General features: G+C 59.7%; 12 protein-coding genes. 10 read left to right on the top strand and 2 right to left on the bottom strand.

The annotated features are described in order from the left end of the window. The first annotated feature begins 53 nt into the window (after positions 1 to 53). The 9 genes from QWI16_RS13405 (at position 54) to QWI16_RS13365 (ending at position 9,768) form a co-directional block, all read left to right on the top strand. On the top strand, positions 54 to 800 hold the full coding sequence (locus QWI16_RS13405) for a YggS family pyridoxal phosphate-dependent enzyme (RefSeq protein ID WP_302713915.1): 747 nt from the start codon (positions 54 to 56) through the stop codon (positions 798 to 800). After that, positions 797 to 1,633: a pyrroline-5-carboxylate reductase gene (gene proC, locus QWI16_RS13400; protein ID WP_302713913.1), complete on the top strand. Its 837-nt coding sequence runs from the start codon at positions 797 to 799 to the stop codon at positions 1,631 to 1,633. Before QWI16_RS13405 ends, proC begins: the two co-directional genes overlap by 4 nt. Next, positions 1,630 to 2,217 (top strand): YggT family protein, encoded by a 588-nt coding sequence (locus QWI16_RS13395; protein ID WP_302713911.1) that lies wholly within the window; start codon positions 1,630 to 1,632, stop codon positions 2,215 to 2,217. Before proC ends, QWI16_RS13395 begins: the two co-directional genes overlap by 4 nt. 141 nt (positions 2,218 to 2,358) lie before the next feature. Further along, positions 2,359 to 4,347: a dynamin family protein gene (locus QWI16_RS13390; RefSeq protein ID WP_302713909.1), complete on the top strand. Its 1,989-nt coding sequence runs from the start codon at positions 2,359 to 2,361 to the stop codon at positions 4,345 to 4,347. Between the two features lie 90 nt (positions 4,348 to 4,437). Beyond that, on the top strand, positions 4,438 to 5,583 hold the full coding sequence (gene metX, locus QWI16_RS13385; RefSeq protein WP_302713908.1) for a homoserine O-succinyltransferase MetX: 1,146 nt from the start codon (positions 4,438 to 4,440) through the stop codon (positions 5,581 to 5,583). Positions 5,584 to 5,585: 2 nt separating this feature from the next. Next, the gene (gene metW / locus QWI16_RS13380; protein ID WP_302713906.1) at positions 5,586 to 6,173 is read left to right on the top strand and encodes a methionine biosynthesis protein MetW; all 588 of its coding nucleotides are present in this window, start codon (positions 5,586 to 5,588) and stop codon (positions 6,171 to 6,173) included. 21 nt (positions 6,174 to 6,194) lie between these two features. After that, positions 6,195 to 6,686 (top strand): DUF4426 domain-containing protein, encoded by a 492-nt coding sequence (locus QWI16_RS13375; RefSeq protein WP_302713904.1) that lies wholly within the window; start codon positions 6,195 to 6,197, stop codon positions 6,684 to 6,686. After that, positions 6,683 to 7,285, top strand: a complete 603-nt coding sequence (gene rdgB / locus QWI16_RS13370) for an RdgB/HAM1 family non-canonical purine NTP pyrophosphatase (RefSeq protein ID WP_302713902.1) — start codon at positions 6,683 to 6,685, stop codon at positions 7,283 to 7,285. Before QWI16_RS13375 ends, rdgB begins: the two co-directional genes overlap by 4 nt. Positions 7,286 to 7,392: 107 nt before the next feature. Beyond that, positions 7,393 to 9,768 (top strand): TonB-dependent receptor domain-containing protein, encoded by a 2,376-nt coding sequence (locus QWI16_RS13365; protein WP_302713900.1) that lies wholly within the window; start codon positions 7,393 to 7,395, stop codon positions 9,766 to 9,768. A 57-nt stretch (positions 9,769 to 9,825) separates the two neighbouring features. On the opposite strand, the gene QWI16_RS13360 is transcribed toward QWI16_RS13365, so the two are convergent. Both QWI16_RS13360 and QWI16_RS13355 read right to left on the bottom strand, forming a co-directional pair. Continuing rightward, positions 9,826 to 10,506 (bottom strand): FMN-dependent NADH-azoreductase, encoded by a 681-nt coding sequence (locus QWI16_RS13360; protein WP_302713898.1) that lies wholly within the window; start codon positions 10,504 to 10,506, stop codon positions 9,826 to 9,828. 88 nt (positions 10,507 to 10,594) lie between these two features. Beyond that, positions 10,595 to 10,993 (bottom strand): winged helix-turn-helix transcriptional regulator, encoded by a 399-nt coding sequence (locus tag QWI16_RS13355; protein ID WP_302713897.1) that lies wholly within the window; start codon positions 10,991 to 10,993, stop codon positions 10,595 to 10,597. Positions 10,994 to 11,348: 355 nt separating this feature from the next. Between QWI16_RS13355 and pelA the strand changes: the two genes are divergently transcribed. Then, positions 11,349 to 12,545 carry a pectate lyase gene (pelA, locus tag QWI16_RS13350; RefSeq protein WP_302713896.1) on the top strand — a complete coding sequence of 399 codons (1,197 nt, stop codon included), beginning with the start codon at positions 11,349 to 11,351 and terminating at the stop codon, positions 12,543 to 12,545. The last annotated feature ends 10 nt before the right edge of the window (positions 12,546 to 12,555 follow it).

Raw genomic sequence — 12,555 nt, 5'->3', positions numbered from 1 at the left:
TTCTGTGAAGGCCGGGACCAGAGCCAGGCGCAGCGATTAATTTCGGAAACCAGATGCACAAGATAGACGAGAAGCTCGCCGATGTCACCGCCCGATTGCAAGCAGCGGCCGCTGCGGCCTCGCGCCCCGACGGCGACATCACGCTGATTGCTGTCAGTAAAACCCAGAGCCCGGAGCGTGTGCGCGAGGCCTATAGCGCGGGCCTGCGCCGTTTCGGCGAGAACTACCTGCAAGAAGCCCTCGACAAACAGCATGCGCTCGCCGATCTGGCCGGCATTGAGTGGCACTTTATCGGCCCCATTCAATCCAATAAAACCCGCGCCATCGCCGAGCACTTTAGCTGGGTGCACAGCGTCGACCGGCTGAAAATCGCCGAGCGCCTCTCGGCGCAGCGCCCGCAGCACCTGCCACCGCTGAACATCTGTCTGCAGGTCAATATCGACCGCGAGCCCAGCAAGGCCGGCGTCCATCTGGCCGAGCTGCCTGCGCTGGCCCGCGCGGTGGCCGCACTGCCGGGCCTGTCGCTGCGGGGGCTCATGGCCATACCGGCTCCGGCGAGCGAACCCGAAGCACAGCGCCAGCCTTTCAACCAGCTGGCCGAGGCACTCAAGCAACTCAAGCCTCTCGGCCTGGCGGCCCCGCTGGACACCCTGTCCATGGGAATGTCCGCCGACCTGGAAGCCGCCGTCGAGTGCGGCGCTACCATGGTGCGCATAGGCACTGACCTGTTCGGCCCTCGTCAGAGCAAAGCCACCAGCGCAACCAACACCACCGCTACCACGACAAAGGACAACCCGTGATTGTTAAGAATATTGCCTTTATTGGCGCCGGCAACATGGCCGGGGCCATCATCAAGGGCCTGATTGAGGGCGGCTACCCCGCCAGCGCCATCCGCGCCACCACCCGCAGCGATACCAGCGCTGCAAAAGCGGCCGCGGCACTGAACATAGAAGTCGGCACCGACAACGTGCAAGCGGCTCGCTGGGCCGAGGTCATCGTCCTAGCCGTCAAACCACAGATGCTGAAAGACACCTGCCAGCAATTGACCAGCGCGCTGGACCAACAATTGGTCATCTCGGTGGCCGCCGGTATCGATACTCAGGCTTTGAGCCAGTGGCTGGGCGAGGCACTGGCGATCGTGCGCAGCATGCCCAATACCCCCTCGCAGGTGGGCGCGGGCGCCAGCGGCCTGTTCGCCAACGCCAAAGCGAAGGCGGGCGACCGGGCCTTTGCCCAGCAAATTGCCGAGGCCACAGGTCTGTGCATTTGGGTAGAAGATGAGGCGCTGATGCACGCAGTCACAGCCGTATCCGGCTCGGGCCCGGCCTATTACTTTCTCTTTATGGAGGCGATGATTGAGGCGGGCACCTCCCTGGGCCTCTCCCCCGAGAGCGCGCGGGCGCTGACGCTGCAAACTGCCCTGGGCGCGGCCCAACTGGCCGGCAAGGTGGATGTGCCAGTGGATGAGCTCAAGCGCCGAGTCATGTCTCCGGGCGGCACCACCGAGCGGGCCATACACGCGTTTGAGCAGGGCGGTTTGCGCCCGCTTATTCAACAGGCTATGAGCGATTGCGCTGCCCGCTCGCAGGCGCTGGCCAAAGAACTGGTACAACCGACTGAGGAGACTCGATGAACACCCTGCAGGAAATTCTGATTTACCTGATCCGCACACTCGGGTCGCTGTACATGCTGATCATCCTGCTGCGCTTTTTGCTGCAGCTGGTGCGCGCCGATTTTTACAACCCTATATCCCAGGGCATCAGCAAGGCAACCAATCCGCTGCTGCTACCGCTGCGACGGGTGATTCCCGGCGTCTATGGGGTGGATATGGCCTCACTGGTGCTGGCGCTGCTACTGCAGTGGATTGCCGGCCAGCTGATCTATCTGGTGGCCGGGGGCGGGCTCCTCAATCCTTTGCTGGTCTTGCCCATGGGCGTGATCGGCATTTTGAAAATGCTGGTGCAAATCTACTTTGTCGGCATGCTGATCTACATCATCGCCAGTTGGGTTGCGCCTTTCAGCCACAACCCGGCGCTGATGCTCTTGCGCCAGCTGATTGAGCCCGTCATGGCGCCGATTCGCAAAATCATTCCACCCTTGGGGCCCATTGACCTGTCCCCCATCTTTTTGTTCTTGATACTCAACCTGTTTAACCAGTTTTTGATACCGGCTCTGGCCCAGAGTCTTGGCGTGCGTCATATTTTGCTCGGGTTCTAAAGCGGCGCTGACGCACAGGACCGCAAGTCCGCCAAATTCACCCGCCAGTCCGCCAGCGAGGCACCACTGCTGGCACGGCGGGTAAATTTGCGCTTTAATGGCCGTTGATCACAACAATCAGCTCAGGATACGGCAGCACAAATGGATATTAAGGCTCTGCATCGGCAAATGGCGCAATACAATACCTGGAAGCGCGAACTGGATAAGCGCCTGGAGGCGTTTTGTGCCTGGAGCGATGCGCACAAAATGGTCACGAGCGACGCCCTGCGCTATTTGCAGCGCGCGCGCAAACTGCTCGACGGCGACCAGTTCACCGTCGCCTGCGTGGGCGAGTTCTCCCGCGGCAAAACCGAGCTGATCAACGCCCTGCTCTACAGCGAACAAACGGGCCGTCTACTGCCATCACAGCCCGGGCGCACCACCATGTGCCCCACCGAGATCTTCTGGGATGAAACCCAACCGCGCAACTGCGTGCGCCTGCTGCCCATTGAAACCCGCCGCAGCGCGGCCAGCATGCAAAGCTTCAAGCGCATCCCGCAAAACTGGTTCACCATCAACTTTGACCCGGACAATCCGGAATCCCTCGCACAGGCCATCGGCCAAGTGTCGGCGAGTAAAGAAGTGAGCCGCCAAGAGGCCGGCCGCCTTGGATTTGACACCCGCGAGCTGGAGGCCGATGACCAGACGGGCCTGGTGCAAGTGCCCACCTGGCGCCACGCGCTGATCAATCTCGACCACCCGCTGCTGCGCGAGGGGCTGCGCATCGTCGATACGCCTGGGCTCAACGCCCTGGGCAACGAGCCAGAGTTGACGCTGAAAACCCTGCCTGAAGCTCAGGCGATCCTCTTTCTGCTGGCGGCCGACAGTGGCGTCAGCGCCAGCGACATGGCCATATGGCGCGATCACATCGCCGGCCTGCGCGATGAAAACTGCACCGCCGTGCTGGCCTTGCTCAACAAAATCGACACCCTGTGGGACGAGTTGACCCCGCCGGCCGAAATTGCCGCCAATATTGAGCGGGTTCGCGCACAGACTGCGCGCCACTTACAGCTGGCCACGGAGCATGTGCTGCCACTGTCGGCCAAGCAGGCCCTGGTGGCGAAGACCTGCCGGCGCAGCGGCGCCTTGCTGCGCAGCAACTTCCCGCAACTGGAGCAGCGCCTGGCCGAATGCATTTTGCGCTCGCAGCAACAAATCATCAGCCACCGGCTGGTGAGCAACAGTCATGAAATGATCGTCAACACCTTCAATAGTCTTAACCGGCGCATTGAAGAGAGCGAACAGGAATTGGAAGCGCTGCAACAGGCCCGCGAGCAAGACGTGGATGCCGAACTCAAGCGCCAGCGCGAAAAAATTCGCGCCGCCCACCATCGCTATCACAAGCAATCACTGTCGCTGCGCACCAGCCAACGCATGCTCAATAACCAGCGCACCTCGCTGCTGGCACCCATTGCCAGCAACAAGCTGCAGAGTATGATCGATGAAACCAATGCGCGCCTGAGCGACAGCTGGACCACGGTTGGTCTGTCGCGCGCCATCGGCGATTTTTTTGAAAACGTGGATGCCAGCATCAACCACCTGCTGCGCGAAATCGAGCGGGCCAACAAAGTGCTCAACAGCATCTACGAGCGACCCGAGCACGGCCTTGAGTCCAGCCAGATGGCGGCCAAGCACAAGCTCAACATTACCCGCCAGCGTCGCCAACTGCGTAACCTCGAAGCGAACGCCGAGCGCCTGCGCCGCTCACTGGGCAGTGTGCTGGCCACCAAAAACACGCTGATCAACCGCTTTATCGGCACCTTAGTCAAAGAGGTGAAAACCCTGTTTACCGACCTGCAAACCAGTATCGATCACTGGCTCGGCGAGGCGCTCACCCCCTTGACCCATCACAACCAGCACCAGAAGCAGCTGCTTGAGCATCATATGATGCGCCTGGGCGAGCTGCGCAGTCAGACCCATAGCCACAGCGAACAGCTGCAAACCCTGGGCAAAAGCCTGCAAAGCTTAACCGGTGCCCGCGACGACCTAGCCCCGCTGTTTGCGGAAGTCACCCGAGCGCCCAGTGCCCGGCCCGCGCCGAGTGCCGAAGTCGTCTCGCTGCACGGCGCCCGCCAACAGGCACAAATCTGATCCGCCCCGGGCTCGCTGACTTGCAGCCCGGCAGGCGCGACTTTAGACTTGCGCCTTTGCCTGCATAGATCCGCAGCCTGAGACCCTTGCATGACACACCCTTTCCCGGACGATTCGGTGGGCTTGGTGGCCCCCCAAACCCTGGTTTTCGACGAGCCGCTCACGCTCGCCTGCGGCCGCACCCTCCAGCAATACGAGCTGGTGATTGAAACCTATGGCGAGTTAAACGCGAACAAATCCAACGCGGTGTTGATTTGCCACGCACTCTCAGGCCACCATCATGCGGCGGGCTTTCACAGCACCGAGGATCGCAAGCCCGGCTGGTGGGATGGTTACATCGGCCCCGGCAAAGCCATAGACACCAATAAATTCTTTGTGGTGAGCCTCAACAACCTCGGCGGCTGCAACGGCTCCACCGGCCCCCGTAGCATTAACCCGGAGACGGGCAAGGCCTGGGGAGCCGACTTTCCCAAACTGCGGGTGCGCGACTGGGTGCACTCTCAGGCACGCCTGGCGGGCAAACTGGGCATTGCCCAATGGGCCGCTGTGGTGGGTGGCAGTCTCGGCGGTATGCAGGCCATGCGCTGGGCTCTGGAGTACCCGGACCGGCTGCGCCACTGCGTGGTGATCGCCTCGGCGCTCAAGCTGTCGGCACAGAACATTGCCTTTAACGAAACCGCGCGTCAGGCGATCATCAACGACCCCAAGTTTCACGACGGTGATTACCTGGCGCACGACACCTACCCCAAAAGCGGGTTGGCGGTCGCGCGCATGATCGGTCACATTACCTATCTGTCCGATCACGTGATGGGTGAAAAATTCGGCCGGGAACTGCGAAGCGGCAGCTTTGAGCAGGGCCTGGACGATCTGGTGGAGTTTCAGGTAGAGAGCTATCTGCGCTACCAGGGCGATACTTTCTCCGACAGCTTCGACGCCAACACCTACATTCTAATGACCCGGGCGCTGGATTATTTTGATCTGGCCCGTGAATACAACGACGACCCGTCTGTGGCTTTTCGCCGCGCCCAATGCAACTTTTACGTCGCCTCATTTACGACCGACTGGCGCTTTCCGGTCGAGCGCTCGCGGGAAATTGTCGACGCGCTTATCTCTGCCCACAAAAACGTCAGCTACACCGAGGTGGAGTCACCCTTTGGTCACGATGCCTTTTTACTGCCCAATGACCACTACCGCGAGTCCTTCACCCGCTACATGGCCAGCATCGCCACGGAGTAACCATGCGCTTCGATTTTGATCAACTGCAACATTGGATTGGCGAAAAAAGCCGCGTGCTCGATCTCGGCTGCGGTGACGGTACCTTGCTCAAACTGCTGGCTGACAACAAGCAGGTGGTAGGCTACGGGCTGGAAATTGACCCCCAGCAAATTCAAACCTGCATCAGCCGCGGTGTGAATGTGATCAACCAGAACCTGGACCGCGGTCTGGAAAACTTTGAAGACAACAGCTTCGATACCGTCCTCATGACCCAGGCGCTACAAACCATGCGCTACCCGCACCGAGTCCTGGATGAAATGCTCAGAGTCGGCAAAGAGTGCATCGTCACCTTCCCCAATTTTGGCCACTGGAAAGCGCGCTTTCACCTGACGTTTAAGGGACGTATGCCGGTGTCCGACCTCTTGCCCTACGAGTGGTACGACACACCCAATATTCACTTTTGTACCTTCAAGGATTTTGAGGTGCTCTGCCGGGAAAAGCACATCAACGTCCTGCATCGCCAGGTCGTCAATGAGCGCTCGGCGCAGGTGCTCGGCAACCTCGCACCCAACTTGTTTGGCGAAACCGCCGTATACCATTTGAGTAAATAAACTAACTTACGGGAGACGGTCATGCGTTTTTTTCAGGGTGTATTACTGCTTACGGCTGTGTTGGCCGGCGCCAGTCATGCCGACCCGCAGCGGGAAATCCCCGAAGCGAGAGAGATTGAGCAAAGTGAGCGCAGCCAACAGTTTGGTTCCTACACGGTTCACTTCAGTGTTTTCAACAGCGCCTTTGTTCCACCCAAAGTGGCGCAGGCCTATGGCATCACCCGCGCCCGCGACCAGGCGCTGATCAACATCAGCGTCACCAAAACTGAGAGCGGCCAAACCAGCCTGGGCCTGCCGGCTCAGGTAAGCGGCACGGCAAAAAACCTGATTCAGCAGTTGCAGACGCTTAAATTTCGCGAGGTCGACGAGGGCAATGCCACCTACTACATTGCACCTCTCAAACACAGCAACGAAGAGATGTATCACTTTGCCATTGATGTGGCCCCCGAGGGCGCAGAACAGAGCTTTACGGTTAACTTCTCCCGCAAGCTCTACCGGGGAGAAGACTCATGAGCCGGCGCATCGTTCTCGCCAGCTCTAACCCAGGCAAGCTCAAGGAGTTTCAGCAACTGCTGGCGCACGCCAAGCTTGAGGTGTTGCCCCAGTCGCAGTTCGATGTGGTGGACGCCGAGGAAACCGGCCTCAGCTTTGTCGAAAACGCCATCATCAAGGCGCGCAATGCCTGCCAGAGCACCGGCCTGCCAGCGCTCGCCGACGACTCGGGCATAGAGGTAGACGCCCTCAATGGCCGCCCCGGGATTTATTCAGCGCGCTTTTCCGGGCCGGGCGCCACCAACGAGCGCAATAACGCCGCCCTGCTCGAAGCACTAAAGGGCGTGCCCGACGCCGAACGCACGGCGCGTTATCAATGTGTGTTGGTGTATATGCGTCATGCCCAGGACCCCACCCCACTGATCTGCCAAGGTAGCTGGGAGGGTCGCATACTCAACGCCTCCAGAGGCGATGGCGGCTTTGGCTATGACCCTCTGTTTTATGTTCCCACCCACGAGTGCTCGGCCGCCGAGCTCGGCAAAGATGAAAAAGGCCGCATCAGCCACCGCGCGCTCGCCCTGAGCGCACTTCTACATGCCCTACCCCGCACAGAGCCCTAAGGCCGGCGCCACCCACCAGCCTGTCACTTAACATAGAGCTTGAAATTTCTTCCCAAATGTGAATAATTCTCACCCTTATTAATATTATCAGTTTGGGGGAGTGGATTTTGGCCAGAACAACGGGGTATCGCGGAGCAGCGCTCCACTTGGGCGCAGCAGCATTCATAACAACGGTAGGGGCTCACGCGAACGAAAAGCCCAAAATCACTGAAGAAATCGTCATTACCGCTTCTGGCTTTGAACAAAAGCTTACCGACGCGCCGGCCAGTATCTCGGTGATTGATCAAACCGAGATTCTCACCCGCCCTCACGTCAACCTTCTGGATATGCTCAAGTATCAAGAGGGTATTGATATCGGCACCACTCGCGATAAAACTGGCCAGGGCAGCGTCAGTATGCGCGGCTTGACCGGGGAGTACACCCTTTACCTGATCGACGGAAAACGCCAAAACAACCACGGCGACATTTACCCCAACAACTTTGGCGGCAACGCCTTCGGTCATATGCCACCAGCCGAAGCCATTGAGCGTATTGAAGTGATTCGCGGTCCGGCCTCCACCCTTTACGGCGCCGACGCCATGGGCGGGGTGATCAACATCATTACCAAAAAGGTCACCGACCGCTGGTTCGGCACGCTTAACTTGGCCGGCAATTTTCAGGAAAACAGCGACTTTGGCAATACGGCGCAGGCGGACTTTGCCGCGGCCGGCCCACTCATCGATAACACGCTCGCGCTCGGCCTGCGCGGCAGCTACTTCGACTCAGAGGCCTCGTCACCTCAGTTTGAGCCCGCTGTCGACCCCAACGGTCAAGTGCACTACCGAAGCCTCGGTTTTGGCGGTGGCGGCCGAACGGTCGACGCCGAGACCCAGGAGTACGGTGTCAGCCTCACCTACACCCCCAATGCCAGCAACACCCTGCGCTTTGATTACGACCACTCCAGCCAGGTGTACGACAACACACCTTTTATCGACCCGGATACCGGCACCCTCTCCTACCCGCTGGGCACCAAGGACAATATCGAGGCTCTGTGGCAAGACAGCCGCGGCCAGGTCAACCCGCGCGCCGGTTACGCCGCCGACCAGGAGTTTAATCGCGAGTGGTGGTCGCTGAGTCACGATGGCGACTGGCGCTTTGGCACCAGCTATGTGGCCCTGTCTTACGTGGATACGGCCAACGATGGCCGTACCCTACCCCTGACCGTTACCGAGCGCCTGCTGCTGCAGGAAATGTACGACGGCACCGGCGACTACGCCGGCATGAGCGAAGACGAGCGACGCGATCTCGCCGAGCGCACGTTCCTACCGCGCCCGGCACGCCCGCTCAACAGCAGCCAGTACACCCTGGACGCGCGCGTTGACATTCCCTTTGAGGCAATGGGTAAACACACGCTGGTCATCGGCAGCCAGGTGATTGACGGCGAGCTGGAAGACGGCGTGTTCGGCATGGAGAGCGGCAACCCCGGTGGCGTGCAGGAACAGCAGATGTACTCTTTGTTTGTCGAAGACAGCTGGAGCCCGATCACGCCCTTTACCCTGACCGCCGGCGTGCGCTACGACGAACACGATGTGTTCGGCAGCCAGGTATCGCCGCGGCTCTACGGTGTCTACACCCTCAGTGATAACTGGACAGTCAAAGGCGGCGTCGCGACCGGCTACAAAACACCGCAAACCACCGATCTCTACGACGGCATCACCGGCTTTGGCGGCCAGGGCACCTCGCCCTTTGCCGGCAACCCGGAGCTCGAACCTGAGACCAGCGTCAACAGCGAGATCGCGCTCTACTGGACTGGCGAGCAGGGACACAACTTCAACATCACCTACTTCAACACTCGGTTTGACGACAAAATCGCCAGAGGCGACACCGTTTACAGTTGTGAAACCACCGGCGGCGTACGCCCCTGCGTGAACCTTGGCAGCTACGACGCGCTGGGTTACACCACCTACAGTCAGAAGATCAACATCGACGAGGTGGACATTCAGGGTGTCGAGGCGGCGGGCCGCTACCTGATCAGTGACAATTGGTCCATTAATGCCAACTACACCTGGACCGACAGCGAACAAAAAAGCGGGCCGCAGGAAGGTCAGCCACTGACCAACACCGCCGAGCACATGGCCAATGCCAGCCTGGACTGGGCCCTGCTCAGCAACCTGACCCTGTCGCTGCAGGCCGAGCTGCGCTCAGATCGCTACCGCGACTGGGATACGGTGCTGGACGAGGCGCGCTACTACGAAAACTACGAGCTCTATAACCTGGGGCTGACCTATGAATTGACCGAGCACCTGACCTTCTTCGCCCGGGTCAACAACCTATTGGACGAGGACTTCACCGCCTACTCCACCGACTTTGTCGACCTCGATGGCGACGGCGTCTACACCTTGGCCACAGGCCGCGGTGCGGTAAGCGAAGTGATCTTCACCGACCACTACAACGTCAAAGACGCCGGCCGCAACTTTTGGGTCAGCGTGCAGTTGAGTTTCTAATCCGGGTAACCAGTAGCCGAAAACTCGAGTTTTCGGCTACTGAGTCCAGCCCCTTCATTACCCCACTACTTTTTCCAACATACCTGCCTGCGAACGGCGCCGCGCCACCACCGTTCGCACATGATCCGACAAGGCTTTCGCTGCCCGCTCTTTCGAATCCAGGTGCCGGTCATCCTGATACTCGTCGTAACCCACGCGTACAAAATCCGGCTCCGCCAGGCCGATAAATCCCGCCAGGGTTTTCAGGTGGGGTTCAAGACTATTGAGGTGGTAGAGCGGCCCGCCAGGCAAGAGGGCGCCGTCGCCAGCGCTGATGATCACGGTTACCGGTGTCTGCCCGAGCAGGGGTGTGTAGGGCTCCGGCTGCGCCGGATCGAACGCAAAAGTTTTACCCACCCGCACGATTTGATCAAAGTAGGCCTTGAGCGCTGCCGGCATACCGAAGTTGTACAGCGGGGCGCCTATAACGACATGGTCTGCAGCCATCAACTCCTTCACAAGCGTATTGCTCTGCTCCAGACGCTGGCGCATGAAAGCGGTCTGCTCGGAATCAGGGGTAAAAGCAGCGGCAATCCAAGGCTCGTCAACTAAGCTGCAAGGACTGGCCACCAAGTCTCTCTCGAGGATGTGGGCATCGGCAAAGGCGTCCTGCCACTGCTGGCGAAATTGCGAGGCCAGCTGGCGGGTAATCGAGCGGTTTACCCGACCACTGGAATGAAGGATCAGCAGATTGTGCACGGTGTGTCTCCTGTGACATTAAAGTAGCGTCACTGTGTCACAGGCCGTTTCTGCGCATCCAGAACCAATTATCTGAGCAACTCAGGTTTTAGTGACCAGACCCGGCACGTTCTTGCAGGTAGCGCGCACCCCATTGCTCCAACTCATCCATCACCTCGGACAGCGACTCGGCCAAAGGCGTCAATCGATACTCGACCCGCACCGGCACCTCGGCATAGACATCGCGTACCACCAGACCGTCGGCCTCAAGCTCGCGCAACTGCACCGTCAGGGTCTGGGCTGAAATATGCGGCAGGGCTTTGCGAATATCCGAGTAGCGCTGCGGCTGCTTGACGATCTCGCACAAAATAGAGGGTTTCCAACGACCGCGCAGTACATTGATGGCCGCCCACACCGGACACTCTTTTTCCAGCGGGCCAATGTGCTTGCGGTGTGGATCGAGCGTGTCGGGCGCGGTACCCGACACCGGGCTGGGCAATTCACTCATAATGCATCCAACGTAGTGTGGCGATCCCAGGCGGCATCGCACCATAAAATCTTTACTGAGGCTCTATCATAGCCTTTGGACTCCACTGCTCCAAACTTTCATGAGTTGTCCGGCAAGCAAGCAGCACCGCCCTTCGCGAAGCACATAGATGCACATAAAGCGGTTGGCGAGGCGTGGACCGTCGGTAAACTTAGCTAAGATCGACAGACCGCGAATCACCGCCAAGGAGCCCAACATGACCGAAGCCAGGCGACACGCTTTACGAACACACCGCCACTGCCTGACCAGGATTGATAATTGGCCTGACCATACTGTATTCTTGCGTCCATAAAATCACCTCCGCCGGAGTTTCTCTATGCAACGCCTGTTCTGCCTGATCGCCCTAGCGTGCCTGTCGGTTTCACCCTGCGCTCTTGAGCTCGCGACGCTGGAACCCGCCCGCTCACCGCAAGCCTACCAGCGGCTCTCAGAACAAGTGCGCCAATACGATCACCAGGCCATGACGGCGGAGCTCGAATCCAGCGGCCGGACCGAACCCTTGCCGGCGCCCCCCACCAGCAAATTTGGCTTTGACCCGGACGCCCCGGTGGACTTTTTTACCACAGCCGAGGGTCAGCGCATCGCCAAGATTGTGCTCTCCTACCAAACGCCTTCCGGCGGCTGGTCTAAGCGTACCGATATGAGCGTGGAGACTCGCCAGCCAGGGCAGGCCTACGGCGTGGAGTCTCACTACATCCCCACTTTTGATAACGGCGCCACCACCACCCAAATCTGGCTGCTCGCCAAAGCCCATCAGGCCACTGACGAACCCGCTTACGCCGATGCCGTCGCCCGCGCCGTGCGGCTTATTACCCTGGCCCAGTACCCGGGTGGCGGCTGGCCGCAGAACTTTCCTCTCACCGGCGGCTACCATGACTACATCACCTACAACGACGAGGTCATGGGCAAGTTGCTTAAGGTGCTCCATGCCGCGGCCCGCCGGCAACCGCCGCTGGACTTTCTACCCGAACCGCTGGTCACCCAAGCTAGGCAAAGCTTTGACCGGGGCATCCAGGCGGTGCTGGATACACAAGTGATCGTGGATGGTACACCTACCATCTGGGGGGCCCAGCACCACCCGCAAACGCTGGCGCCCCTCAACGCCCGCAAGTTTGAACCCCTGGCGCTGGCCACGGCCGAAAGCGCCGAGCTGGTGGAATTTTTGATGGAACTGGACGAGCCCAGTACCGAACTAAAGCAGGCGATTGTCGCCGCGCACAACTGGTTTGCCACCAACCGCATTGACGATTACACGTGGGAGCAAACATCGCGCGGGCACAATGAACTGTTCAAAAAGGACGGCGCTGGCCCTATTTGGGCACGCTTTTGTGAGATCGGCAGCAATCGGCCCGTGTTTGGCGACCGAGACGGCTCGGTGCACTACGACGTCAGCGAGATCTCCCAGGAGCGGCGCGATGGCTACGCCTGGTTCACAGGCAAGCCCAAAGAGGTACTCAAAGACTATCCCGCGTGGAGCGCCAAACACTTGCCTCGCCCTGACAACACCAATTGACGTTCCCCGC

Origin of the sequence: Gilvimarinus algae (genome assembly GCF_030518215.1) — a bacterium.
GTDB classification, from domain to species: Bacteria; Pseudomonadota; Gammaproteobacteria; order Pseudomonadales; family Cellvibrionaceae; genus Gilvimarinus; species Gilvimarinus algae.
This window is presented reverse-complemented; position numbering and strand designations above follow the sequence as displayed.